The following is a 23,794-nucleotide window of genomic DNA, read 5'->3' as shown; positions in this document are numbered from 1 at the left end:
GCCTTGCGGCAGAATGACTTTCGCAGCGCCGCCCCTGTGTGGGCGGCGCTTTCCCCGTTGGTTCTCTGGCTGGCGGTAATCGCTGCCTATGCCTATGAGGACGGCATGACCATTTTTACATGGATGGGGCGTTTCAGCCAAGTGCTGGAGCGCCCCTTTTCCATTGGATGGACGGCGCATACACCGAAATTTATGCTGGTGAGCCTGATCATCTATGCGTTCGGCATTGCCCTTTACTACTCCGGCAGAGAAAACCGCAGACCGGGTGAGGAATACGGCAGCGCTAAATGGGGCGACCCAAGGGCGCTGTGCCGGAAGTATATGGATCACCAGCATAAGGACGCCAATATCATTTTGACTCAGCGCGTCCGGCTGGGCATGGACGGCTACGTCACCCAGCGCAACATGAATGTTCTGGTCATTGGCGGCTCCGGCAGCGGCAAGACCCGCTACTTTTGTAAACCGGGCCTCTATTCGGCCAACTGCTCCTATTTGGTCACCGATCCCAAAGGGGAACTGCTGAAGGCTGCGGGGGGCCTTCTTCTGTCTCTCGGCTATGAAGTGCGGGTATTCAATCTCATCGACCCCGAACAGTCCGACTGCTACAATCCCTTCGTCTATGTGCGGGAGGAAAAGGATGTGCTGTCCCTCATCGACAACCTCATCAAGAACACTACGCCCCGCAACGCCTCCAGCAATGACCCCTTTTGGGAAAAGGCTGAGGTTGCGCTGGATTCCGCACTCATGCTCTACCTCATCCATGAAGCGCCGCAGGATGAGCAGAACTTTGAAACCATGATCTACATGATGAATTTTGCCGATGTGCGGGAGGAGGACGAGCAGTACCGCAGTCCTCTGGATATGCTGTTCCGGGCATTGGAGGAGGAGCAGCCCGCCCATGTCGCCGTTAAGCAGTATAAGGTTTTCAAGCAAGCTGCCGGCAAAACCGCAAAATCCATTCTTGTGACGGCTGCTGTCCGGCTGGCGGCCTTCAATATTCCGCAGTACGCCGCCATGACCTCAATGGACGAGATGGACTTCGGCAGCCTCGGCGAGCGCAAGCGCGCCATCTTCTGCGTCATCCCTGTCAATGACAGCAGCATGAACTACCTTGTTGGTATGCTCTATACCCAATGCTTTCAGGAACTATACCGCCGTGCGGACCTGAAATACAACGGACGGCTGCCCGTCCCCGTGCGCGTCATTCAGGACGAATGGGCGAATGTGGCCCAGCCGGAGAGCTATCCGAAGATCCTCGCTACCTGCCGCAGCTACAATATCGGGCTGAACATCATCGTGCAGAATGTGCAGCAGATCAAGGCGCTGTACGAAAAGGAACACGAGAGCATCATCGGCAACTGCGACACGCTTTTATTCCTTGGCGGCGGCAACGAGCCCGCTTCGCTGGAGTTTATCGTAAAGCTGCTGGGGCGGGAGACACTGGCTACCCGCACACGGGGACTGACCAAGGGGCGGAACGGCTCCAGCACCACGAATTATCAGCAGACGGGCCGCGACCTCATGACCGTTGATGAAGTCCGCAAATTGGACACCAATAAAGCGATTTTATTCATCCGCGGCGAGGACCCGGTGATCGACCGAAAATATAACCTTAAGCGCCATCCCAACATCAAATTGACCTCGGACGGCAAGGCAAAGCCATACATCCACAAGCCGCAGGGCGTGCCGGATTACGCACTGCCTGATCTGCCCTATGCGTTCAAATCACTGAACGATTACGAATTTATTGATATGGAGGAAAACGAACATGAGCAAACAGAAGAACAACGACATGATGAAGCCTGACAAGTGGAAGCGGCGTTACTGGACGGCGGCTGGTGCTGCCGTCCTCTGCCTCTGCTGCACCTCGCCCGCGATGGCGGCGGGCGGCGATCCGCTGGATATTGTGAATAACCTTTCCGATTTTATCTTCAGCATCATCAAGGCGCTGGGCGTTATCATTCTCGGCTGGGGCATCGTGCAGGTGGGTATGTCGATCCAGTCCCATGACGCCAGCCAGAGAACGCAGGGCTTCCTTTGCTTGTTTGGCGGCTTAATGATCGCCTTTGCAAAGGAGATTCTGACCGCCATCGGCGCGATCTAATGAAAAGAGCCGGAAGATACTGCCTTGCGGCGGATCTCCCGGCTCCCTTGCGGGAGGTGATTTTCATTTGGATAACAACTGGATCGTAGAAAACCTGACCAACGCCTTTGGCGTTTGGAACAGTAAAATGACGGAGATGTGGTCACTGCTGACGGAATCGCCCCAGACCTTCAAGGGCGGCACCATCTGGCAGGCCATTGTGACCATCAACGGCGGGATGCAAGCCATCGGCTACGGGCTGCTGGTGCTGTTCTTTGCCATCGGTATTTTTCGCAGTGCCTCCGGCTTTCGGGACTTTCAAAGGCCGGAGCATCTGCTGCGGCACTTTATCTACTTTGTGCTGGCAAAGCTGGGTATCACCTATGGTATGGACTTGCTGGTAGATGTATTTGATGTGTGCAGCGGCATTGTGGCAACGGCGGCGGGCAGTATCGGCGGCTTGACCGGCGCATCCGTGGCACTGCCGCAGGAGATTGCGGACGCCATTGGAGACGTGGGCTTTTTTGCAAGCATCCCCCTTTGGCTGGTGACGCTGCTGGGGAGCCTATTTATTACGGTGCTGGCCTTCATTATGATTCTCACCGTCTATGGGCGATTTTTTAAGATCTATATGTACGCCGCGCTGTCCCCGGTGGCACTGGCATCCTTTGCCGGAGAGGGGACTTCCCATTTCGGCAAGGCGTTCCTTCGGAGCTATGTAGGCGTGTGCATGGAAGGGGCGGTGATCGTTCTGGCCTGCATCATCTTTTCAGCCTTTTCCTCCAGCGGTACGCCGGTGGTGGATAGCAGTGCCTCCGTAGTGACGCAGGTGTGGAGCTATTTGGGCGAGGTCATATTCAATCTGTTGGTATTGGTGGGCTTGGTGAAGTCTGCCGACCACATCGCAAAAGAGATGCTGGGGCTTTAACCAAAATCATGGCGAATACCGCCACTGCTTCCGATTTCTTCAAATGCGCGAATGATCTCCTCAATTTTTTGAAAGCACTCACTGTCATTAAGACGATCATCTTCGATAATTGCTTTGATTTTACAGAGTGCTTGATAGCATTGTCCTTCCACTATCTGTGTAAATGGCTCGTTCTGCTGCGGGAAAGTGATCTGCACCTCACCTTGGGCAAGGATGTGACTTAATAATTCCATAGCCAACTCCACTTTTGAACACCTCAACTTTCTGTATGGGGATTATATCCCCTTAATACATGGGATTATAACCCCCATAATATGAGTAGTCAAGCTGAGGAGGTTCCCATGATTAAATTCGACAAGCTATGGCTGGTTATGGAGCAGAAGGGTGTCACTACCTACGCCCTTCGTGAAAAGGGCGGCATTGACAGTAAGACCATTCGACGGCTCAGAAATAACGAGAACATGGAGACAAAAACCTTAGACAAGCTGTGTAAGGCGTTAGATTGCAAGTTGGAAGATATTGCGGAGTATATCGCGGATTGAGTAAAGATGATTTGGAGGCTATTCCAAATCATCTTTTTTTATTATATTTGCAGAAAGAAGGGGTTTAATTGGAAATCAAAATCAATAAGGAAATTCGCGCTTACCGCGAAACGCTCTTTTTCGGCCTGTCTGTGCGGCAGTTTGTCTGCTCCGTTTTGGCGGTGGGCGCTGCGGTGGGACTGTATTTCAGCCTGAGCCGAGTGTTGGACCGGGAAACGGTGAGCTGGGTGTGCATTGTCGGCGCGGCTCCCGTGGCCGCTGCGGGCTTTTTTCAGTACAACGGCCTCACGCTGGAGCGATTTTTGTGGGCATGGCTGAAATCAGAGGTCATCATGGCAGGCAAGCGTGTCTGGAAAGCGGAGAACTATTATGAAGAAGCGATGAAACGAGAGGTGAAAAAACATTGATCCTTTTCAAGCATCGGCGCAGCGCAGAACGGGACACTTTTTCCGTTCCCCGCAGCGTCCAGAAATCCATTCCCATCAAACGTATTTATCAAGACGGCGTGTTTCAGGTAAGCGGCAAGTTTTCAAAAACTTGGCGCTTTTTTGATGTCAATTATGCCGTGGCCTCCCCGGAAAAGCAGAGGGAACTCTTTATGACCTACTGTTCCTTCCTGAACTCGCTGCCCATCGGAGCCACGGCAAAGATCACGCTCTTTAACCGTCAGCTCAATCAAAAGGACTTTGGGCGGACGCTGCTCATGCCCATGCAGGGTGACCGCCGTGACCTCTACCGGAACGAGTATAACGCGCTTGTTTTGGGCAAGGCGGCGGAGAGCAACAATCTCATTCAGGAAAAGTACATCACCGTTTCGGCGGAGAAGAAAAGCGTGGAGGAGGCCCGCGCGTTCTTCTCCCGTGTTGGGACTGACCTTACCACGGGACTTTCCCGTATGTCCTCCAGCGTCCGTGAGATCACGGTCAATGACCGCCTGCGGCTTCTGCATGACTTCTATCGCCCCGGCGAGGAACAGCTATTCCGCTTCAATTTGGAGGACACCATGCGAAGGGGCCATGACTTCCGGGACTGCATCGCCCCGGACTGTATTTCCTTTCAAAAAAATCACTATGAGTTGGGCGATCATGTGGGCCGTACCCTGTTCCTGCGGGAATATGCCAGCTTTATTTCCGATGAGATGATCACGGAGTTGATGGACTATCCCCGAAACATGATGCTCTCCATCGACATTATCCCCGTGGCGATGGACGAAGCAGTGAGCGACATCCGCAAGCGCATCATGTCTGTGGAATCGGACATCACCCGCTGGCAGCAGCGGCAGAATCAGAACAACAATTTTACCGCCAATATCCCCTATGACTTGGAACAGATGCGGAGCGAAACGAAGGAGTTTATGGACGACCTCATGAGCCGCGACCAGCGCATGATGCTTGCACTCGTCACGCTGACGCACCTGGCAGATAACCTCGAACAGCTCGATCAGGACACCGAGGCTCTGCAAGCCATTGGACGGGCGCGGGGCTGTCAATTCAACATTCTGCGCTACCAGCAGGAGGACGCACTGAACACGGTGCTGCCCCTCGGCTTAAAGCGCATTGACGCCACCCGTACCCTGACCACGGAATGTACCGCCGTTCTCATGCCCTTCAAGTCGCAGGAGATTCAGGACGCGGGCGGTATTTACTACGGCGTCAACGCCGTGTCGCACAACCTCATCATTTGCAACCGCGGAAACCTTTTGAACGGCAACGGCTTTATTACCGGCGTTTCCGGCTCAGGCAAGTCGATGGCGGCCAAGCAGGAGGTCTCCGCGCTGGCTCTCTCCACAGACCATGACATTATCATCGTGGACCCGGAACGCGAATATGGCGAGCTGGTACGGGCATTGGGCGGTGAGGTCATCACCATCTCCGCCTCTGACCCAAATGGCTGCCACATCAATGCGCTGGATTTGTCCGAGGGGTACGGGGACGGCAAAGAGCCGCTGGTGATGAAGTCCGAGTTTATCATGTCGCTCTACGAGCAGCTCATGGGCGCGGACAAGATCGAGCCGCAGGAGAAGTCCATCATCGACCGCAGCGTGGGCAATATCTATCGGGAGTATCTGAAAAACTATCAGGGGCAGCCGCCCACGCTGAAGGACCTCTATGACGACCTGATGAAGCAGGTCAACCCGGAGGCGCACCGGATCGCACTGGCGTTGGAGCTGTTCACGGTGGGCAGTCTGAATGTTTTTTCCCACCAGACCAATATCAACACAAAAAGCCGCATTCTCTGCTTCGATATTCAGGACTTGGGCGAAAATCTGAAATCGGTGGGCCTGCTGGTGATGCTGGACGCCATTTACAACCGCGTTATCCAGAACCGCAGAGAGGGAAAATACACCCATGTCTACATCGACGAGATCTATCTGTTTTTCGCCAACGGGAGCGGCAGCGGACACAGCATTACCAATTACAGCAGCGAATTTCTCTACAAGTGCTGGAAGCGCTTCCGTAAATACGGCGCGACGCTCACCGGCATCACACAGAATGTGGAGGAATGTCTGCTGTCCAATACGGCGCGTATGATGTTTGCAAACTCCGAATTTCTGCTGATGCTCAATCAGGCCACCACCGACCGAGAGCAGCTTGCCCGCCTGCTGGGTGCGTCGGATACGCAGATGAGCTATGTAGACAACGCCCCTGCCGGTCATGGACTCATCAAGGTAGGCGGGGCCATTGTGCCCTTCGCCAATGAGCTGCCTAAAAATACGGAGCTGTACCGCTTAATGTCAACCCGCCCCGGTGAGGACTGACGCTATGCGGGACTTGAAGATCAGACCCGGCATGGACACGCCCAAGGCAAAGCTGAAGAACCCCACACCCAAGGACGCAGAATCCATTCTGAAAAAGCACATGGACAATCGGCAGCGGGAAAAGGAGCCGGAAAGCCGCGATCCCGTGCGTTACGCCACCGACCGCGTGGAGAAAACTATGCGCCGTGGCGCATTTGGGGCGGCAGATACCTCGCGGCGTATGATAAAGCGCTATCAGAAGCAGAAACGGCAAGGTAGGAATAGTGCGTCGGAAAACCGTACTGCGGCAGAAACGCTCGAAACCATGGACGGTGTGACGCCAACAGAAAGGGGCCTGCCCGATACGCTGCAATCACACGCCGCACGAAACAAAGTCGGAAATCAGACCGTACCTCCGCAAAATCGCGGAGGTACAAAAAGCGCAAATGCCGCCCCGCAGGAGCGTGGGCGGCAGAAAGCCATACAGGACGCAAAAGCCGCCTATCGGCGGAACCTTGCCGAGAAAAGAACAGCAGAGCGGAACATTGTACCTCCACCGTCCGACCGTGGAGGTACAACGACCCCTCCGCATAAAAGCAATCAGGGCGCATCGGTCAAGGGCGGTCCTGCCCCAAAGAGCGGACAGGCCATGACCAAGGCTGCGCGCACCATGCGCGTTCGACCAACTGACCACGTAGCGCCGAACAATGAAATCATCACGCACCGCGCCAAGGCTGCGGCACAGCGCAAGGCACAGCAGACAATGCTCCAGACATCCGCAAAGAACGGAGGCAGGTGGGCAAAAAAGATGGGCGGCGCAATGGTGCAGGCGGCACAGACGATTAGGCGAGGTATTGCTTCTGCCGCAAGCTCCATCGTGGCGGCGGGCGGCGGTACGGTGGTGCTGGTGCTGCTCCTGACGGTGATCCTCGTGGCGGCAATCGTGGCATCACCCTTCGGCATCCTTTTTTCCAACGAGAGCCGGGAGGCAGGCGTTGTGCCGCTCTCCGCTGCGGTGGCGCAGGTCAATTATGAGTATAACGAGCGGTTGGAGGAATTGCAAACAGCGGACAGCTACGACTCCATCTCCGTGACCGGGCAGTCTGCTGATTGGGTGGAGGTGTTGGCGGTGTTCGCAGTGAAGGTGGCGGGCAGTAACGATGCGGACGCCGCGGACGTGGCCACCATGGATGCCGACCGCATTGCCCGCCTGAAAGCAGTCTTTTGGGACATGACCACCATTGCACACCGCATCGAGGTCATTCACCATCCCGGCAGTGGCGATGATGATGGATGGACGGAGCGAAATCTCTATATCACCATCACCGCAAAAACGGCAGAAGAAATGAAAGCAGTTCACCATTTCAACCGCAATCAAATTGCGGCGCTGGAGGAGCTGCTGGAGCAGCGGGATCTCCTGCGGGAGCTGATTGAGGATGTGTACTCCGTCAGCGGGGATACGGCGGCGCTGCTCCGCGATCTGCCGGAAGACCTATTGCCGGAGCGCGAGGCGGTGGTACGCACCGCCTGTTCTCTTGTCGGCAAGGTGAATTATTTTTGGGGAGGAAAATCCCTCGTAATCGGCTGGGACGCCCGCTGGGGCGAGCTGCGGCAGGTCACTGCGGCAGGCAGCTCCACCACGGGGACCTACCGTCCCTACGGGACGGATTGCAGTGGATTCGTCGATTGGGTGTTCTACAATGCCACGGGTGGCGGCTACATTATCGGTCATGGCGGAGGAGCCACCGCACAGCACAGCTATTGCACCGATATTTCATGGACGGACGCACAGCCCGGTGACTTGGTGTTCTACCCGGATAATTCCCATGTGGGTATTGTTGGCGGCAGGGACGCAAACGGAGAATTGCTCATCATCCACTGCGCCAGCGGCTACAACAATGTGGTCGTGACTGGGCTGGAGGGCTTTACCTCTATCGGACGACCGCAATACTACGCCGAAGCAGGCCGCAGTTGACAGTTTCCGACTCCCTCCGTTATAATGCGGTCATACCACAAATGAGAAGGAGAGCGATTTCTATGAACAAAACGGAACTGATCGCAACCATGGCAGAAGCCAGCGGCCTGACGAAGAAGGACTGCGAGGCGGCCCTCGCAGCCTTTACCGGCGCGGTGGAGACTGCCATGAAGGGCGGAGACAAGGTGCAGATGGTGGGCTTTGGCAGCTTCGAGGTCAAGGAGCGCCCTGCCCGCGTGGGCCGCAACCCCCGTACCGGCGAGTCCATGACCTACCCCGCCTGCAAGGTGCCGGTTTTCAAGCCCGGCAAGGCCCTCAAAGACGCTATCAAGTAATCATACTGCGGAACAGAAACGCACCCCTTGCGCCGGTCTGAGCGACACGGCGCAAGGGGTGCGTTTTCTTTGTTATGTTTCGTTCTCCTGTTCCTCCTGCGTCTGACGCAGGATCGCGGCATATTGCTGTACCTTTCGGTAGGAATCAAGCCCCGTCTTTCGGAGAATGCTCTTGGTGTGGCTGTAAATGGTGCTCACCTTAACAGAGAATTGAACGCTCATCTCCTGTGGCCCCATGCCGGCAACATAGCCCTCATAAATCTTGCGCTCCGTACTCGTCAGCTTATCCAGCCCGGTCACAAAGATCCGGTACACCTCCGGGTCGATGTCGTCCTTCTGCGCGTGAGCCATCCGGGATGCGTCCGTCTGTACGGTTTCCAACTGACTTTGCGTTTCCTCGACCTGCGCCTGAAGAAATTCACTTTGCCGCAGGGCCGCATCCTTCTCACTCTCCAGCGCGGAAACAGTTTCTTGATGCGCTTCATCCTGCGCCCGCAGAGAACCGGATACGGCGGCAAATTCGCTGTAGCTCATCTGCCCGTTGCCCCGGTTTTCCTCCGTAAGCTGCCGGAGATCCCGCAGCAATGGAGAGAGGTATCTGCGGCTGACAACAATGCAGGCAAGACACAGGGCGAAGAGCAGCAGGAACAGCAGCAAGGCGGTCTGCCAGACGCTGTGTACCACAAGCTGTCGGTAATCCTGCGAGGGGATCAGCACCGCCAATGTCCTGCTTTCGCTGTCTCCGTCCGCGGCGGTAAAGTCCATGGTCATGCCCACATAGGAGAGGTCCCCGCATTTCATGGCTGTCAGTCCGTGACGCAGGGAGGTAAGTGCGAGGGTGCCATTGTTCGGCACGAAGCAGTAGTCTCCCGCACCGCCGGCCATCAGGCATCCACTGCCATCCAGCGTGTCGGACACGCTGCCCTCTGAGGCCATGAGGCAGGCAACGCTCTGAAAGCCGGTGGGCTGCTTATGATGGGCGGCAAAATAAGTCTGATTGACCCCAAAGCCGCACAGACCGTATACCGTGCCGTCCTCCCCGACCATGGGAACGGTCAGCAGCACGGCCCGCTCTGAGGTGCCGGGGAGTGTGATCAGCGCCGTGGTGCGGCAGGAGGCGGAAGAAACCGGCGTGGCTGCATCCGCAAGGCGTTCCCGGTAATCCGGCAAAGTCTCTGTGTTGAACTCCCGGCTCCATTTTCGGTGGGGCATGACGCCGTGGGCCTTCCCGATCTCCGCCATGCCCCGGTAGAGCAGCAGATCCCCGGTCAGATGCTCGGCATTGCTCCGCTGGACATACAGTCCGCTGCGGTCGGCTTCGCCGCTGCTCACGCCGATGGCGGCTTCCAGAATGACAAAGGCTTCGGAGCAGTCCGTCTGACGGGCGTACTGACACAGCGGCTCCAGCAATGCTTCCTCCACCTGAGAGATGGCGTCCAGATTTCCGTCCAGCTCCGAAAAGGTCATGCCCTGTTCCGACAGCGTGTCCTCCAGAATGTCCGTCATATCCTTGGACAGATGGGTACTCATGCCGGAGACATTCCGCCAGAGGGAGGCCATGTCCGAACGGAACACCTCCATCTGGATGCTCATGCTTTTAGACAGTTCCTCGCCGGGAGTATTGATCCGCCCGAAAATTTGCAGGCTGACCAGCAGCACCGCAGCCAGAAGAAGGCCCATCGCCGCCATGTAGATCACCAGCTTGTGCTTCATGGAGCGGTTGGCCAGTTTCAGTTTTTCCAGTACATGGCGCATTGCGTCTCACCTGCCTGTGGTTCGTTTTTCATCCGCGTCAGCCCATGGAGCAGAGCAGCGTCCATGTCTCGTTGGCAAGATCATCCATATTCTCGCCATTTGCAAGGCGGGCGGGATAGTCCTTCTGTGCCTCCCGCAGCGCGTCGTAAAGGGCGCTGACCTTACCGTAATAGCCGGAAAAGCGCGGCTCAGATACCGGCGTATATTCCTGCCGCATGGTGTTCAGCGCGGCGTAGAGATTCTGGTATGCCTGCTGCGGCTCAGGAAAATCCGCATAGTCCTCCACCGCGTCGAATGCGCCGTTCCGCACAGGCATATAGCCGGTTTTGGCCACAAAATCAAGGTTCCGCTCCGGCTCCGTCAGCCAGTGGACAAACAGGCTTGCGGCCTCCGCCCGCTGTTCATCGGTCTTATAAGCGCAAAGGCCCACCCCCGCCTGGGTCATCAGCGCATCGGTGCCGTTGGTTTTCGGCATGGGTAAGACTTGCAGATTCATCGGCTCCACTGTGCCGTCGAGATAGCTTACCTTATCATTATAGTAGAGAATGGCGGCGGACGAGCCGATGCCGGAGATGGTTTCGCCGGTCATGACCTGGGTGTTGGAATAGAGGTCGGACATCTGGATATGCCCCTGTACCAGCGCGCGGGCAAATTCCAGCCAGCTCTCCTTAAAAATGGCGTTGTCCGTGTCGTACCAGCCGTCCTCGGTATAGAAGTCCTCCGCACCCTGTTCCATGGCCCGCAGCTCCACGGCGCGGATGGGATAGTCCATGGCGCAGAAGGTCTTGCCGCCGCTGTAGTCATAGAAAGCGCCGGCAGTCTGATAAAAGCCCTCCCATGTGGCAAGGTCGCTGTACTGCGTGCCGGTGGCGGCAGAGAAGCGGTCAAAGGCGGAGCCGTTGAGCATCAGCACATGGGTGGATTTGGACATGGGGAATACCAGCAGCTTGCCGTCCGCCGTGCCGTCGTCCAGAAAGCCGGAGACGAACTCCTCACGCTCCTTCTCGGTAAAGAGGTCGTTCCAGTCCAGCAGATTCTCCGCCCCCAGCGACAGCGCGTCCCCAATGTGGCAGGTGAACACATCCGGCATCTCCGGAAGCTCGGAGCCGCCCGCCTGCGCCTGCAGCAGAAACGCGCCGATCTGGGAGGCACTGCTGGTGCCGGTGACGGTCACCCGCACGCCCTTTTCCGCGCCCACCGTCCGGTTGAACTCGTCCACAAGCTCGTCCATGGGAGAGCCGGACTGCTCGCCGTAGACATGCCAGAAGGCCAGCGTCACGGGGTCATTCTTGTTCAGCAGTGACTTCTCGCAGCCTGCGAGGGGGAAAATCATCATAACCGCCAGCAGTGCGGCAAAAAATCTCAATTTCATGTTCTAAGTCTCCAAAATCGAACGGGTGTTTGAGAAAACACCGTATTTTTCCTGATTTTTGAAAATTTTTATGCCTCCGTCTCCCCAATTTCGGGTTTTTGGAGATGACAGGATCGAGGAAATATGGTACACAACAGGAGAACGGACGGCCAAAGCGATGCTTTGGAGCGTCCGGTCAGCAGAGAGAAATCGGAAAGGGGTACCCCTTTCCGATGGAGCATTGCTCCATCGGAATGACCTCTCGCCGCCGTATTTGTTTCTCTCGCATTATAGCATAGCCCCCTATGCTTCGCAAGAAAAAACGGAAGGGAGGAATGTCTGTGGCCGAATCACGGAAAACAGCAACCTACAAGGTCGTGGCGGACGCCGGAGGCGGGCGGGTGTTTCGGTTCTACTGCGACATCTCCGGTGAGCTGTGCTGCGTGACCAAGCCCATCCGGGCGGACACGGAGGAAGCGGCGCTGGAGATCGCGTGGGAGACGGAGGGCAGGTGGGAGTTCAACCTCTGCCCCAAATGCGGGAAGTATGTATCCTCCGCTATGTTCAATGTCAACGCGGGGCTATGTCTGGACTGCGCCCCGTGGGAAACGGAGTTCCCCGCCTTTTGCCATCACTGCGGTGCGCGGCTCCGGGAACCGGACGCCTGCTTCTGCCCCGTCTGCGGGGCGAGATTGCAGGTGGGCGGCACAGACGGAAAGGAGGGAGCCGCCGAATGACAGATTATGACCTGAGAACCGAACGAGCCCTGCGCCGGGTGGTGCTGCTGGAATATGGCTTCGGGCCGGAGACATTGCGGGGACGCAAGGTCTGCCCGGTCTGCGGCAAGGCCAACAGCGCTGGTCAGACGGACTGCGCCGACTGCGGCGCTGCCCTGCCGGAGAATACACTCTATGACTTTTACCGTTCCCGCCACCGCTGCTGCCCCGGCTGCGGCGTGGCCGTCACCAATGTGGCGCGGTACTGCCCCGAATGCGGGACGCGCTTGCCGAAGGCAGGCGTGACACGGAGAAAGGGGGCGGCGGTTTGAGCTTGTTCCGAAAGCGGGAGCCGCCTGCCAGCGGCCCCGGAGCGGAGCTGCCGCGCGCGGCGGTCTGCTCCCCCTCCCGCGCCATGACCCGCCGCGCGGCGGAGTGGATGGGTAATTTGGGCGGCTGCCGTCCGCTGGGCATCCTCTCCGACGACTGCGACGATGTGGTTTGGCAATGTACGGCGGAGAGGGCGGATCTTCTGCTGATGAAGGCCGACTTTACCGATGGCGCGGAGGAGCCCAGGGACATCTCCGCCTGCTGCAATGTCGCCGTCGAGGTGCGGCGGAAGCTGCCGGATTGCCGGGTCTACCTCATCTGTGAGGACGGCCACCCGGAAAAGCTGCCCGCGCTGGAAAAGGCCGTGGAACTGAAGCTCATCGACGGCTACTGCATCGGCGACCTCGCCGCAGAGCAGATGCGAACGTGGCTTAGCGAAACGGCAGAAACCATCAGCGGGCGGAGCGCCCGGTAAAAACCGGCCCGGCAGCCGCGAGCCGGGGGCAAAAACGCGGCGCACAACAAATTCTTTCTATGAAGGAGGCAATGATCTATGCAACGAACAAAAAGCAAAATCCTGAGCATCCTACTCAGCCTGGTGATGCTGCTCTCGCTGCTCCCCACCACGGCGCTGGCGGCAACCTATCCGGATAGCGTCAGGGTGTACAACGCAAACGGCGATATTAAAAGCCTCAGCGACGGGAAATGCCTTGCTGCAAATGATGCTGACAGCGCAACCCTCTATTCCAGCGGCGATCCCTATGTCGCACGCTATGAGAAGTCCAGCGGTACGCTGTTCCTCAATGGCTACCAAGTCGATGTGACAGGTGGCATGATTTTTGCGGACGGCGACCTGAACATTGAGGTTGTGAGTAACAGCAGCTTTACCACAAGCAAGACATCTAACGATAATCTGTACGGCATACAGGCCAACGACGGCAAGCTGAACATCTACGGCTCCGGCACGCTGACTGTGACTGCGAATGGTAATGGTACTGTCTATGGCATTTATGCAGATGAGGGCGTCACAATCTCCGCACCGCTGGATGTGCGGGTCGGGAAAGTGGATCCATCGAAGAACGGTCCGTTATACGGCATTTATACGAAGAGCGGTGCGATCTCTCTGTCCGGCAACGATATGACCGTTACCGCAACAGACGCAAAGGAGAATGTCTACGGTGTTTACAATGCTGCGACCCCATCTGCAATTGCAGGCAACGGCAACATCGGCATCAGCGGGAAGCTGACCGTGAACCTGAGCAACGGTAGCTACAATAGAGGTATTAGCTCGCAAGGCGGCGTCATCACGCTGGATGGTGCAACAGTGAAGATCCCCGGCAGTTATTATTACGGCATCTTCAATAACAACGGAAATGTTGTCATCAAGAGCAGCCCTGATGTGGACATCTCGTCCGATATTTCAAACAACAGAGGTATCAGTACAGAAAATGGCGGAAATCTGAACATTGAGGACAGCACCGTCAAGGTAAGCGCAAATGGTGTTGTGGCAGAGCTCAAAGGAAATGTGTCGATCAAGGATTCAACGGTCGAGCTAACATTAACCTCTAACGATTACCAAGTTATTAGGACAGGTAACAGCAGCACGGCGAATGAGATTAACCTTTCCGGCAGCGGCACGGTGACGCTCACCGCATTGGGCAATCAATCGAACTCCATGATCGGCGGCAAGGTGACTCTCGGCCCCAACACGAAATGCGTAAAGGGCACCTACTATGGTTCCTATCAAAACTATAGCGGCGATTACGACGCAGCCAGCGGCAAAACCGTCCTCCAGTTCGTGCATGATGCTGCCGCGTCCACGCCCACGGCGACCGTGGACACTGTGACCATCGACGGCACGACCGGCACGGCGATTGCCGACAAAGATGTGGTTATCACGCTGACGAACGACAAGTTCTATACCATCGCGGCAGACACCGATGTCAAGGGCTGGTTTACCAACCTGCCTGCCGGTCTTGAAGCCAAGATCAAGACGGATGTAAGTGCAAATGCGACCACCGCGACCGTCGTGATCAGCGGCACTCCCTCGGCAACCAGCTCCGCGGCGCTTGTCATTAAGATCCCCGCGGCAAGCCTTGTGAACAACGCTGACTTAACCGTGACGAGCAACCCCAACGCGAAGTACAATATCACAGCCCCGGCTACTCTTATCGACGTTCCCACCGCCAATCCTGGCCTTGTCTATGACGGCACGGAAAAGACCGGCGTGAACGCCGGCACGGGCTACGCCCTCGGCGGCACCTACGAGGCGACCGATGTGGGCGCTATGAACTATACTGCTACCGCGACGCTGGAGACTGGCTATGAGTGGGATGATGGCACCACCGATGTCAAGACGATCACATGGAACATCGGCAAGAGAACGCCGACTGTCACAGACTTCAACTTTGTCGCACCGACCGATTTGATCTACGACGGCAACGATAAGACGGCCAGCGTCACCCTCAAGAGTCCCCTTACGAAGTCCGGCGCGATCACCGTCAAGTATGAAAAGGACAGCGCTTCCGTGACCGAAACCAAGAATGTCGGAACTTATACCGTCAAAATTGATGTTGCAGCCGGAGACAACTTCAACGCAGGCTCTGATCTGACTGATACTGCATGGACATTCGCCATCACTCCGGCTAATCAGAGTGCGCCTACCGGTCTCGGCGTGGAGGCTCCCACCACCAGCAGTGGAAAGGGCAAGATCACCGGCACCACCGACAAGATGGAGTACAGTACCGACAATAGCTTTACTTCTCCTGCTGGTACGACCTGCACGGATACGGCAACCGAGGTTGCCCCCGGCACCTACTATGTGCGCTTCAAGGCAGATGCCAACCACAATGCGGGCACCGTGTCCGCCGCGTTGGTCGTTCCTGCTTACGGCGCGACACCGTACAGCATTACTGTAAACAATGATGGAAACGGCAATGCCAGCGCCGACAAGACCTCTGCTGTGGCGGGCGAGACCGTCACCCTAACGGCCACCCCCAGCACCGGCTATGTCTTTGATAAATGGGTTGACAAGACTCCCACCAGCTTGACCATTGTTACGGGCGGCACATTTACCATGCCCAGTGGGAATGTGATCGTCAAGGCAACCTTCAAGCCCGCTGCCCTCACCGGCCCGGTGAACATTACCGGCACAGAGAAGTTTGGTCAGACGTTGACAGCGGATACCACTGGCATCACCAATAATACCGGCACTCTGATCTACAAGTGGTATCGCGGTTCCGATGAAATCATCGGTGCGACTGGCAGCACCTACACGCTGCGTGCAGAGGACATCAATAAGACCATCACCGTGAAGGTTTCCAGCGATGTTCAGACCGGCGAGATCACCAGCTCGGCGACGGGGATCATCAAGAAGGCGGACGGCCCTGCGGCTCCTGCTGCGTTCACTCTCACCTTTACGCCCAACGCCGATGGCACGACCTTTACGGCGACCATCCCCACCGTGACAGGCGGTGAATACAGCTTCGATGGCGCGACCTATTCCACGGCCAACACCAAGACGGATTGCGCCGCGAATACAAGCTGCACCGGCTATGCGAGGATCGCAGAGACTTCCACTCACAAGGCCAGCGCACCGACCAGCAGTACGCAGACCTCCCCGAAGCTGACCGTTGCCACCCCGACCTTTACGCCCAACGGTGTGAGCAGCTTCACCGGCATGCAGAGCGTCACCATCTCCTGCGCTACGGTAGGCGCAACGATCCACTACACCAAGGACGGCACAGACCCGACGGCCTCCAGCCCCGTTTACAGCACTCCGCTCTCTCTGACCTCCACCACGACGGTCAAGGCTATCGCGGTCATGACAGACATGAATGACAGCGCAATCGCAACGGCTACCTTCACCAAGTCTTCCGGCGGTGGCGGTGGCGGCGGTGGCTCCTACACCCCCAGCTACACCGTTTCCGTGGATAAGACCGAGAACGGCACCATCACCGTTTCTCCCAAGTCTGCCTCCAAGGGCGATGCCGTGACCATCACCGTGAAGCCCGACAAGGGCTACGAGCTGGACACGCTCAAGGTTCTGGATAAGAACGGCGATAAGGTGAAGCTCACCGAGAAGAACGGCAAGTACACCTTCACCATGCCTACGGGCAAGGTCACGGTCAAGGGCAGCTTCGTTGAAGAGGCTCCGGTGCAGATTTTCAAGGATGTTCCCGTGGACGCTTACTACTATGAAGCGGTCAAGTGGGCGGCAGAAAAGGGCATCACGGGCGGCATCGGCAACGGCCTGTTCGCTCCCAACCAGCCCTGCACCCGCGCGCAGATCGTCACCTTCCTGTGGCGCGCGGCGGGCAGCCCCGCACCCAAGAACACCGGCATCGCCTTTGGCGATGTGAAGCCCGGTAGCTTCTATGAGCAGGCCGTGGCGTGGGCCGTGGAGAACGGCATCACCGGCGGCACCGGCGACGGCAAGTTCAGCCCTGACGCCACCTGCACCCGCGCACAGAGCGTGACCTTCCTGTACCGCGCGGCGGGCAGCCCCAAGGTCAGCAGCAGCGCTGAGTTCGGTGATGTGGCGACCAATGCCTATTACGCCGACGCGGTGGCATGGGCCGCCAAGAACGGCATCACCGGCGGCATCGGCGGCGGACTGTTCGGCTCCGGCAGCGACTGCACGAGAGCCCAGATCGTCACCTTCCTCTATCGTAACTATCAGAGCAAGTAACCGTATACTAACCCCGCAATAAGAACGGCGGCAAAGGATCACCATGTCCTTTGCCGCCGCCTTTTTATCTTTTGGAGCAAAAAAGAAGCAGGGTGTAACCCCCACTTCTCCGTTACTGATCTTTCTTTTTCTTCATTTTCTCTACCTGACGACAGAGATCAATATAGTCCCTTGATTCAGTATCGTCTTTTCCAGAGAAGAATTCCAGAACATCGGCGCTGACGGAATTCGGACGAGAGGTGCCAGCGTGTGCTATGGCATCCAAGCTGATGTGCAGCTCACGGGCAATAAGGAAAATAGTTTCGCCCTTCGGATTGCTGCGACAGATCTCCAAATCCATGATCGTTCTTGTATTCATGCTTAGCTTGCGGGCTAATTCTCGCTGAGAAAGGCCCCGTTCCTCTCTGGCCTCTCTCACAGCCTTTGCCAGAAGATCGAGCGCAACATACACATTCATCACCTCTACTACCATTTTAGTGTGTACTCCAGCTCACTTAAATTAGTATGTAGGGCAGTATTATGATGTACCGCAACTCACCATTGGAAAGGAGTTGTATTTCTTGAATCAAATCTCTAAATTAAGGAATTTCCAGTAAAAGACCGCGCTTGTTGGTGCGATGCGGGTAGCGGACCTTAGTCAAATTGATAGAAGCACTGCTATTCATCATATAGCTTTTACGGTTCTAAACGGTGTATTCAACTACACCGCTTTGTATTGCTTAAATTACCATATTTTCTTTTTCCATCGGCTCATTGTGCCGTTGGAAAATTTTTTTGAAAATTTTTGCCGAAAAGTGCGCAAAACCACCCCTCCCAATCGGGATATAAGCAAAGGGGAAAATACACCGCCTCCCGCGGTTCGGGAAGGAGGTGCAAAAACTCATGGAGCTGACGCCGTCCCAGAAGGAAACTGCTCGGCATGAATTCGACAGGCTATGCAAGATGGTGCTGCGCGGAGAGGCCATCGATTATGACAATCACATCGCATGGCGCTCCAAGCATGAGACTTCCCTTTCGTGGTTGTCAGAAAGTCAGGAGAGACAGTTGGGCGTACTGGACGAGTACCCGTGCGAACGATTCTGCTTTCAGGTGCAGGGCTATACCATCCCTATCCGCAGCGAAATCCTTGCCAATGCCCTTGTGAAGCTGTCTGAGAAAAAGCGGGATATTATTCTGCTTGCGTATTTTTTGGATATGACCGATCAGGAGATCGCGGATAAGCTGGATATGGTCCGATACACCGTGCAGCGCAGACGTGCAAAGTCTCTTAAGGAATTAAAAAAGAAAATGGAGGTTGATAGCAGTGACGAACAAACCGGGTAATGCGAATGTATCCCTGCTCCCTTTTTCTACCATTGAAGCAGCATCTTCCGGAGATGTGGATGCGATCAATGCCGTGCTGCGGCACTACGAACGCTATATGGCGGCTCTGGCGACAAGGCGGCTCTATGATGAGAACGGCGTTGAGCATCTTTGCATTGATGAGGAAAAGCTATGCAGGATGCGAACAAAGCTGATCACCAAGATCATTGAATTCAAGGTGATCCGAACCGTGTGAATACATCTGCCGCGCAGGAATGTGTTTGCCCCTTTCCACACTTCTGCGGCGGCATCTCCGTGCATCTGCGAGGAAAGGCCCCTATCTCATGGATAAGAGCCTTTCCCGGCTGATACACAGCCTGATATATGCACCTTGACAACGCGCGCTGCGCTGCATAGGCAAACGGATAACGTTCCGAGCCGGACGAGCCGGCAGACGGCGCGCCAAGACCCATCCAGATAACTGGACAGGCGAGCGAGCAAGCCAGTCTGTAACCGTGCGTGGCAGCACGGCGGCCACGACTCCGAGTTTGGGATAATGATACTCCCGCGTTGAACGCCCTCAAAGCATTGCGCGGCGCACCCATCAGCATGGGCCGGGGTGAGATTCCCGTGGGCGGCTGCCAGCCGCCATCCGTTCTTGCCACTATTTATAGCGTGATAATAACAACCTATAACTTTTACTATTTTGGGAGGTATCCCCATGACAGATAAAATCGGCTTAACGATAGAAGAAGCCGCCGACTATACAGGCATTGGCAGAAACACCATGCGGAAGCTCGTGGAATGGGAGAAGATTCCCGTACTGCGGATCGGGCGCAGATACATCATCCGCATAGACGTTATTCATAAGTTCATGGAAGCCAACCAGGGTGCAGATCTTCTGGTGCGAGAACAGGTCCACGCAGTCAGATGAAGGACAGGACAGTGCGGAGCTTTTTATTTGCCGGTTTATGTGCGGTCTGCTATAATAGCAGACAACACATCATAACAGCTCCGTTTGCCGCTATGAGAGGAGAAGCACTATGGCAAAAGGTTCTGTAAGAAAAAAGGGAAAGAAGTGGTACTATCGGTTCTATGTAGAGGACGCCAGCGGCAACAGCGTCCAGAGGGAGTTTCCCGGTTCTGAGAGCAAGAGCGAAACGGAAGCCATGCTCCGCAAGGCCATGGCGGATTATGAAGAAAAGCAATTCGTAGCAAAATCTGAAAACCTGACCCTTGCAGGGCTGCTGGACAAATGGATTGAGGAGGAACTGAAGCCCGGTTCTCTGAGCAACGGCACGGTGGCCGCCTACATCGACACAGCCAGACGCATCAAGAAGCACCCCATCGCCGACCGTAAGCTGAAGAAGATCACACCGGATCATCTGCAAAGCTATCTGGACCTGCTGAGCCTTGGCGGTGAATGGCCGGACGGCACGGTGAGGAAAGCGCTGAGCAGCGGCTCCATGCGGCAATACTCCGCTGTGCTGCAAGGTGCGTTCCGCTTCGCGGTGTTCCCGAAGCAGTATCTCTCCTTCAATCCCATGCAGTACATTGTGTACCGCAAGAGGGCGGAGGACTATGACCTGTTTTCGGAGGATAGCGCAGAGGAGGATGTTCCCATTATCCCAACGATCTCCTACGAACAGTTTCTTGAACTGAATGAGATGCTGTCCAAAAAGAAAAATCCCGCCCTTCTGCCCATCCAGATCGCATACTACACCGGACTTCGCATTGGCGAGGCTTGCAGTCTGACCTGGCAGGACATTGATTTGAAGGAGCAGCGGCTGACGGTGAGACGCAGCATCCGCTACAACTCGGCGCGGCACAGGACGGAGATTGGCACCACGAAGCGCAAAAAGATCCGCTCAGTGGATTTCTGCAACACACTGGCGGAGATTTTGAAAGAGGCAAAGAAGGCGCAGATGCTTGACCGCCTTGCCTGCGGGCCGCTATACAGCCAGAACTACTACTTGAGCATTGAGGAAAAGAACCGCACCTACTATGAGGTCTACAGCCTGCCGGTTTCAGAGCATCCTCCAGAGGGCTATCAGGCGATCAGCCTTGTCTGTGTGCGACAGGATGGCAGGTATGAGTCTCCGGCAACGGTTTCCAATATGTGCCAGACAGCGAAGAAAAGAGTGGACGGTATGGAGAGCTTTCATTTCCACCAGCTTCGCCACACCTTCACCAGCAATCTGTTGTCCTACGGCGCAGCGCCGAAGGACGTGCAGGAGCTTCTTGGTCATTCGGATGTGACGACCACAATGAATATTTACGCACACGCCAGTAAGGAAGCCAAGCGAGACGCCGCGAAACTGCTGGACAAGGTGCAATAAGACTTTCCCTTGTTCTTTCCTGACAAGGGAAAAAACAAGGGAAATTGAGAGCAGAGAAATATCCAGACGCCTTGAAAAGCAAGCAATTTCAGCACTTTTGAGGAAAATGATTTACAAATTGAAATTCAGCACGTAAAATAGTTTACGCGGAAACAGTTTACTTGTCAACTGTATGGGATGTGATTTTTTGAAAATTTCAATCAGCCGCTTTCTGCGGTTTCAAAAGAAATTGTCAAAGCTCTATGAGGAGCACTTCGCCTCGGCGGCGGCCCAGTGCGGTCTATCCAAGCCGGAGGCCGACGTGCTGATCTTTCTGGCCAACAATCCGGAGTATCACACGGCCCGGGATGTGGCCATTTACCGTGGGCTTTCCAAGGCCTACGTCTCCCGGGCGGTGGACCGGCTTCAGCGCAGGGGCTTTTTGCAGGTGGAAACCCAGGCGGAGGACCGGAGGGTTCAGAACCTGCGCCTGACGGAGGCCGCGGCAGCGCCTGTCGGAGAGCTTCAAGCTGCCCAGGAGGTTTTTTTTGCCGGGCTGACCCAGGGAATTCCGGCTGAGCCCGCGCAGATTGCCGTTGACGTATTGGACCAGATCATGAAGAACACCGATATCACAAGATAGCCATAGATTTTCCAAAAAAGCCGCCTTTACCGCCTTGACAAATTTATCTGCCGTATGGTATCATAGGTTTTGCGTTTGGGGCGCGGAATATGCTTTTACAGCTATGGAGAGATGTCCGAGCGGTTGAAGGAACCGGTCTTGAAAACCGGCGATGTGAAAGCATCCGTGGGTTCGAATCCCACTCTCTCCGCCATTTTCAAACCGCTTGACAGTTGGAGAAGTACCCAAGAGGCCGAAGGGGCTCCCCTGCTAAGGGAGTAGGCCGGGAAACTGGCGCGAGGGTTCAAATCCCTCCTTCTCCGCCAAATGAAAAAACCATGGAGCTACAACAGCTTCATGGTTTTCTTTTTATTTTCAAATTGCAGATACAAGCGATATAATCGCCCTCAGGGAATCGGCCTTAAATAATCAGCCGCCGCCCCGGCAACAATAAAGTCGAGGTGATTATATGGCACAGGAAAGTGTGTATTATTCCATCAACAAGGACGTGGGGCTCCATGACACCAGCCTTTTGAAGCGGGCGCTGGATTCGCTGCCCGGCGTGACGTCGGTGAGCATCAACAAAGAGCAGGGCAGCATTGTCGTCGATTACGACAGCACCGGCGTTTCCCAGCGGGAAATTGCGGAAAAAATTAAAATTTTAGGCTACCCCATCGAGCATTCCTGAGTAAAAAGGCCCGGAGGCGCAGAGCGCTTCCGGGTCTCTTTTTCACATGCTTCTGTTATTCAGCCGCGCCGGCCGCTCTTTTCCACAACCCGCACCCATGTGTCCTCTCCTTTTCGGATTCCTCCCCTATGCTCCTCCGCCGGGACGCCGAAGGGCATCTGGGCAATCAGCTTCCAGTGATCCGGGATGTCAAAAGCCGCGGCCGCTTCACGGTCAATCAGCGGATTATAGTGCTGAAGGGAGGCGCCCAGCCCCTCGGCCTCCAACCCCGTCCACACGATATACTGAAGCATGGCGCTTCCCTGTTCCGCCCAGAGGGGAAAATTTTCGCTGTATAGGGGGTATTTCTCCTGAAGACCCCGCACCGTTTCCTGGTCCTCGTAGAAAAGGATCGTGCCGTAGCCAGCGGCAAAGGATCCGATCTTTTTTTCCGTATTGGGAAACTTCTCCTCCGGCACCATCGGCCTCAGCGCCTCCAGCACAATGTTCCACAGCGTTTCATGCCCGCTTTGCAGCAGGAGCACGAGCCGGGAGGAATGGGAATTGAAGGAAGACGGGGCGCAGCTCACCGCGTCGTTAAGCATCTCTTTCAGCCTGCTGTCAGAAATGGTGCTCTTTCCCGTGATGTCGTAGCAGCTATAACGGCTTTTCACCGCCTTAAAGTAATCCATTGCACATGCCTCCTTTCCCCCTTATCCTCTCTCCCTTTGAGGGATTTATGTAATGGGATGCAAAGTCTCCCACAGGCGCGGCAGGTACATGCTTTTATCCCAAAAGCTCGACAATCCCCAGGGCGATCATGATTCCGCCGCCAAGCACCACAAAGGCCCGGGGATGCAGGGCAAGGCCGGTGGCCGCCAGCCCAATGGCATTGCCAGCGGCCACGCAGAGCAGACTGATCCCGCCCACGGACAGTGCGGCGATCCAGGATGGGATTCCGGTCAGTCCGGCGCCGAAGGCCACAGGGATGCAGTTCACCGCGAGGCCGCTTCCTAACATAAGCGTCTCATGCCAGGAAAAGCCCTTCTGGTAGCAGTCGGAGCCCGTATCCTGTTTCCCCGGCAGCAAAGACCACAGTCCCATGGCGATGATGATGCCTCCTCCCACCAGGTTGGGCAGCCGCCCCAATCCGGACAGCAGCGCGGAGGATGCGCAGAAAAGCGCCGTCACCGCGGCGGAAAAAAGGCCGATCACTGCGTTTGCCCGGAAGGGAAGCCGCTTCTTTTGCAGGCCAAGGGACAGGCCCAGAAACAAATTGTCAAGATTGGTGGAGACTCCCAATAAAAGAGCCGAAACAACGTGCATAAGCGTTCACCTCCCGCCAGCATATGGCCGCCGCGGAATCGGTGTGACCCGCTTTTCCAGTCCCGCCCATGGCGTCGCTTCTTTTTCCAATATTTTTGCATTGAACTCCCACCGCAA

General features: G+C 56.0%; 24 protein-coding genes and 2 tRNA genes. 20 read left to right on the top strand and 6 right to left on the bottom strand.

What is annotated here, in order from left to right; all coding sequences use genetic code 11:
- The first annotated feature begins 3 nt into the window (after positions 1–3).
- The 3 genes from KQI82_RS07705 (at position 4) to KQI82_RS07695 (ending at position 3,011) form a co-directional block, all read left to right on the top strand.
- The gene (locus KQI82_RS07705; RefSeq protein ID WP_216632237.1) at positions 4–1,806 is read left to right on the top strand and encodes a VirD4-like conjugal transfer protein, CD1115 family; all 1,803 of its coding nucleotides are present in this window, start codon (positions 4–6) and stop codon (positions 1,804–1,806) included.
- Positions 1,769–2,104, top strand: coding sequence for a TrbC/VirB2 family protein (locus tag KQI82_RS07700; RefSeq protein WP_216632236.1), 336 nt, complete (start codon positions 1,769–1,771; stop codon positions 2,102–2,104). The genes KQI82_RS07705 and KQI82_RS07700 overlap by 38 nt, the downstream gene beginning before the upstream one ends.
- A 67-nt stretch (positions 2,105–2,171) precedes the next feature.
- A complete protein-coding gene (locus tag KQI82_RS07695) occupies positions 2,172–3,011 on the top strand; it encodes a VirB6/TrbL-like conjugal transfer protein, CD1112 family (RefSeq protein WP_216632235.1) in 840 nt (279 codons plus the stop codon).
- Here KQI82_RS07695 and KQI82_RS07690 read toward each other — a convergent pair.
- Complete coding sequence (locus tag KQI82_RS07690; protein WP_216557295.1) at positions 3,008–3,244, bottom strand: hypothetical protein; 237 nt, start codon at positions 3,242–3,244, stop codon at positions 3,008–3,010. The two genes, KQI82_RS07695 and KQI82_RS07690, sit on opposite strands and share 4 nt — an antisense overlap.
- Positions 3,245–3,325: 81 nt before the next feature.
- Between KQI82_RS07690 and KQI82_RS07685 the strand changes: the two genes are divergently transcribed.
- From KQI82_RS07685 to KQI82_RS07665, 5 genes are all read left to right on the top strand, one after another.
- The gene (locus KQI82_RS07685; protein WP_241426659.1) at positions 3,326–3,553 is read left to right on the top strand and encodes a helix-turn-helix domain-containing protein; all 228 of its coding nucleotides are present in this window, start codon (positions 3,326–3,328) and stop codon (positions 3,551–3,553) included.
- 68 nt (positions 3,554–3,621) lie between these two features.
- Positions 3,622–3,960, top strand: coding sequence for a PrgI family protein (locus tag KQI82_RS07680; RefSeq protein ID WP_216632234.1), 339 nt, complete (start codon positions 3,622–3,624; stop codon positions 3,958–3,960).
- Complete coding sequence (locus KQI82_RS07675) at positions 3,957–6,311, top strand: VirB4-like conjugal transfer ATPase, CD1110 family (RefSeq protein ID WP_216632233.1); 2,355 nt, start codon at positions 3,957–3,959, stop codon at positions 6,309–6,311. The genes KQI82_RS07680 and KQI82_RS07675 overlap by 4 nt, the downstream gene beginning before the upstream one ends.
- Before the next feature lie 4 nt (positions 6,312–6,315).
- A complete protein-coding gene (locus tag KQI82_RS15655; protein ID WP_241426658.1) occupies positions 6,316–8,265 on the top strand; it encodes a C40 family peptidase in 1,950 nt (649 codons plus the stop codon).
- A gap of 62 nt (positions 8,266–8,327) precedes the next feature.
- Positions 8,328–8,600: an HU family DNA-binding protein gene (locus tag KQI82_RS07665; protein ID WP_216632232.1), complete on the top strand. Its 273-nt coding sequence runs from the start codon at positions 8,328–8,330 to the stop codon at positions 8,598–8,600.
- A 72-nt stretch (positions 8,601–8,672) separates the two neighbouring features.
- Here KQI82_RS07665 and KQI82_RS07660 read toward each other — a convergent pair whose 3' ends face one another.
- Positions 8,673–10,355, bottom strand: coding sequence for a helix-turn-helix transcriptional regulator (locus tag KQI82_RS07660; protein WP_216632231.1), 1,683 nt, complete (start codon positions 10,353–10,355; stop codon positions 8,673–8,675).
- A gap of 37 nt (positions 10,356–10,392) precedes the next feature.
- Positions 10,393–11,727 carry an extracellular solute-binding protein gene (locus tag KQI82_RS07655; RefSeq protein ID WP_216632230.1) on the bottom strand — a complete coding sequence of 445 codons (1,335 nt, stop codon included), beginning with the start codon at positions 11,725–11,727 and terminating at the stop codon, positions 10,393–10,395.
- A 320-nt stretch (positions 11,728–12,047) separates the two neighbouring features.
- Here KQI82_RS07655 and KQI82_RS07650 point away from each other — a divergent pair, with 320 nt between their 5' ends.
- The 4 genes from KQI82_RS07650 to KQI82_RS15885 all read left to right on the top strand — a co-directional run bounded on the left by KQI82_RS07650 (position 12,048) and on the right by KQI82_RS15885 (position 17,442).
- Positions 12,048–12,443, top strand: coding sequence for a hypothetical protein (locus tag KQI82_RS07650; protein ID WP_216632229.1), 396 nt, complete (start codon positions 12,048–12,050; stop codon positions 12,441–12,443).
- On the top strand, positions 12,440–12,754 hold the full coding sequence (locus tag KQI82_RS07645) for a double zinc ribbon domain-containing protein (RefSeq protein ID WP_216557312.1): 315 nt from the start codon (positions 12,440–12,442) through the stop codon (positions 12,752–12,754). Before KQI82_RS07650 ends, KQI82_RS07645 begins: the two co-directional genes overlap by 4 nt.
- Complete coding sequence (locus tag KQI82_RS07640) at positions 12,751–13,227, top strand: hypothetical protein (RefSeq protein WP_216632228.1); 477 nt, start codon at positions 12,751–12,753, stop codon at positions 13,225–13,227. Before KQI82_RS07645 ends, KQI82_RS07640 begins: the two co-directional genes overlap by 4 nt.
- Before the next feature lie 498 nt (positions 13,228–13,725).
- Complete coding sequence (locus KQI82_RS15885; protein ID WP_216632227.1) at positions 13,726–17,442, top strand: S-layer homology domain-containing protein; 3,717 nt, start codon at positions 13,726–13,728, stop codon at positions 17,440–17,442.
- Between the two features lie 112 nt (positions 17,443–17,554).
- Here the strand turns inward: KQI82_RS15885 and KQI82_RS07630 are convergent, their stop codons facing one another.
- Positions 17,555–17,914 (bottom strand): helix-turn-helix transcriptional regulator, encoded by a 360-nt coding sequence (locus tag KQI82_RS07630; protein WP_119190805.1) that lies wholly within the window; start codon positions 17,912–17,914, stop codon positions 17,555–17,557.
- 410 nt (positions 17,915–18,324) lie between these two features.
- Between KQI82_RS07630 and KQI82_RS07625 the strand changes: the two genes are divergently transcribed.
- From KQI82_RS07625 to KQI82_RS07590, 8 genes are all read left to right on the top strand, one after another.
- A complete protein-coding gene (locus KQI82_RS07625; protein ID WP_216632226.1) occupies positions 18,325–18,765 on the top strand; it encodes a sigma-70 family RNA polymerase sigma factor in 441 nt (146 codons plus the stop codon).
- Positions 18,746–19,000 (top strand): helix-turn-helix domain-containing protein, encoded by a 255-nt coding sequence (locus tag KQI82_RS07620; protein ID WP_216557324.1) that lies wholly within the window; start codon positions 18,746–18,748, stop codon positions 18,998–19,000. Before KQI82_RS07625 ends, KQI82_RS07620 begins: the two co-directional genes overlap by 20 nt.
- Before the next feature lie 465 nt (positions 19,001–19,465).
- Positions 19,466–19,678, top strand: coding sequence for a helix-turn-helix domain-containing protein (locus tag KQI82_RS07615; protein ID WP_216632225.1), 213 nt, complete (start codon positions 19,466–19,468; stop codon positions 19,676–19,678).
- A gap of 109 nt (positions 19,679–19,787) precedes the next feature.
- Positions 19,788–21,083, top strand: coding sequence for a tyrosine-type recombinase/integrase (locus tag KQI82_RS07610; RefSeq protein ID WP_216632224.1), 1,296 nt, complete (start codon positions 19,788–19,790; stop codon positions 21,081–21,083).
- 187 nt (positions 21,084–21,270) lie between these two features.
- The gene (locus tag KQI82_RS07605; RefSeq protein ID WP_216632223.1) at positions 21,271–21,705 is read left to right on the top strand and encodes a MarR family winged helix-turn-helix transcriptional regulator; all 435 of its coding nucleotides are present in this window, start codon (positions 21,271–21,273) and stop codon (positions 21,703–21,705) included.
- Positions 21,706–21,810: 105 nt separating this feature from the next.
- Positions 21,811–21,898 (top strand) — tRNA-Ser (locus tag KQI82_RS07600).
- A 21-nt stretch (positions 21,899–21,919) separates the two neighbouring features.
- Positions 21,920–22,010: transfer RNA gene (locus tag KQI82_RS07595), tRNA-Ser, on the top strand.
- A 143-nt stretch (positions 22,011–22,153) separates the two neighbouring features.
- Positions 22,154–22,372, top strand: a complete 219-nt coding sequence (locus tag KQI82_RS07590; RefSeq protein ID WP_216632222.1) for a heavy-metal-associated domain-containing protein — start codon at positions 22,154–22,156, stop codon at positions 22,370–22,372.
- Positions 22,373–22,431: 59 nt separating this feature from the next.
- On the opposite strand, the gene KQI82_RS07585 is transcribed toward KQI82_RS07590, so the two are convergent.
- Entirely contained in the window at positions 22,432–23,043 is a 612-nt protein-coding gene (locus KQI82_RS07585) for a nitroreductase family protein (RefSeq protein ID WP_216632221.1), read from the bottom strand.
- A 94-nt stretch (positions 23,044–23,137) separates the two neighbouring features.
- Positions 23,138–23,677 (bottom strand): manganese efflux pump MntP, encoded by a 540-nt coding sequence (locus KQI82_RS07580; protein WP_216632220.1) that lies wholly within the window; start codon positions 23,675–23,677, stop codon positions 23,138–23,140.
- Positions 23,678–23,794: the final 117 nt, after the last annotated feature.

Origin of the sequence: Dysosmobacter acutus, from assembly GCF_018919205.1 — a bacterium.
Taxonomy (GTDB): domain Bacteria; phylum Bacillota; class Clostridia; order Oscillospirales; family Oscillospiraceae; genus Oscillibacter; species Oscillibacter acutus.
The sequence above is the reverse complement of the archived record's forward strand: the minus strand, read 5'-3'. Positions and strand labels throughout refer to the sequence as shown.

Excerpts from the sequence above, each read along its gene's own strand:
- KQI82_RS07700 (WP_216632236.1), top strand. The coding sequence starts at position 1,769 with ATGAGCAAACAGAAGAACAACGACATGATGAAGCCTGACAAGTGGAAG.
- KQI82_RS07690 (WP_216557295.1), bottom strand. The coding sequence starts at position 3,244 with ATGGAATTATTAAGTCACATCCTTGCCCAAGGTGAGGTGCAGATCACT.
- KQI82_RS07685 (WP_241426659.1), top strand. The coding sequence starts at position 3,326 with ATGAGTAGTCAAGCTGAGGAGGTTCCCATGATTAAATTCGACAAGCTA.
- KQI82_RS15655 (WP_241426658.1), top strand. The coding sequence starts at position 6,316 with ATGCGGGACTTGAAGATCAGACCCGGCATGGACACGCCCAAGGCAAAG.
- KQI82_RS07665 (WP_216632232.1), top strand. The coding sequence starts at position 8,328 with ATGAACAAAACGGAACTGATCGCAACCATGGCAGAAGCCAGCGGCCTG.
- KQI82_RS07660 (WP_216632231.1), bottom strand. The coding sequence starts at position 10,355 with ATGCGCCATGTACTGGAAAAACTGAAACTGGCCAACCGCTCCATGAAG.
- KQI82_RS07655 (WP_216632230.1), bottom strand. The coding sequence starts at position 11,727 with ATGAAATTGAGATTTTTTGCCGCACTGCTGGCGGTTATGATGATTTTC.
- KQI82_RS07645 (WP_216557312.1), top strand. The coding sequence starts at position 12,440 with ATGACAGATTATGACCTGAGAACCGAACGAGCCCTGCGCCGGGTGGTG.
- KQI82_RS07630 (WP_119190805.1), bottom strand. The coding sequence starts at position 17,914 with ATGGTAGTAGAGGTGATGAATGTGTATGTTGCGCTCGATCTTCTGGCA.
- KQI82_RS07625 (WP_216632226.1), top strand. The coding sequence starts at position 18,325 with ATGGAGCTGACGCCGTCCCAGAAGGAAACTGCTCGGCATGAATTCGAC.
- KQI82_RS07615 (WP_216632225.1), top strand. The coding sequence starts at position 19,466 with ATGACAGATAAAATCGGCTTAACGATAGAAGAAGCCGCCGACTATACA.
- KQI82_RS07610 (WP_216632224.1), top strand. The coding sequence starts at position 19,788 with ATGGCAAAAGGTTCTGTAAGAAAAAAGGGAAAGAAGTGGTACTATCGG.
- KQI82_RS07590 (WP_216632222.1), top strand. The coding sequence starts at position 22,154 with ATGGCACAGGAAAGTGTGTATTATTCCATCAACAAGGACGTGGGGCTC.
- KQI82_RS07585 (WP_216632221.1), bottom strand. The coding sequence starts at position 23,043 with ATGGATTACTTTAAGGCGGTGAAAAGCCGTTATAGCTGCTACGACATC.
- KQI82_RS07580 (WP_216632220.1), bottom strand. The coding sequence starts at position 23,677 with ATGCACGTTGTTTCGGCTCTTTTATTGGGAGTCTCCACCAATCTTGAC.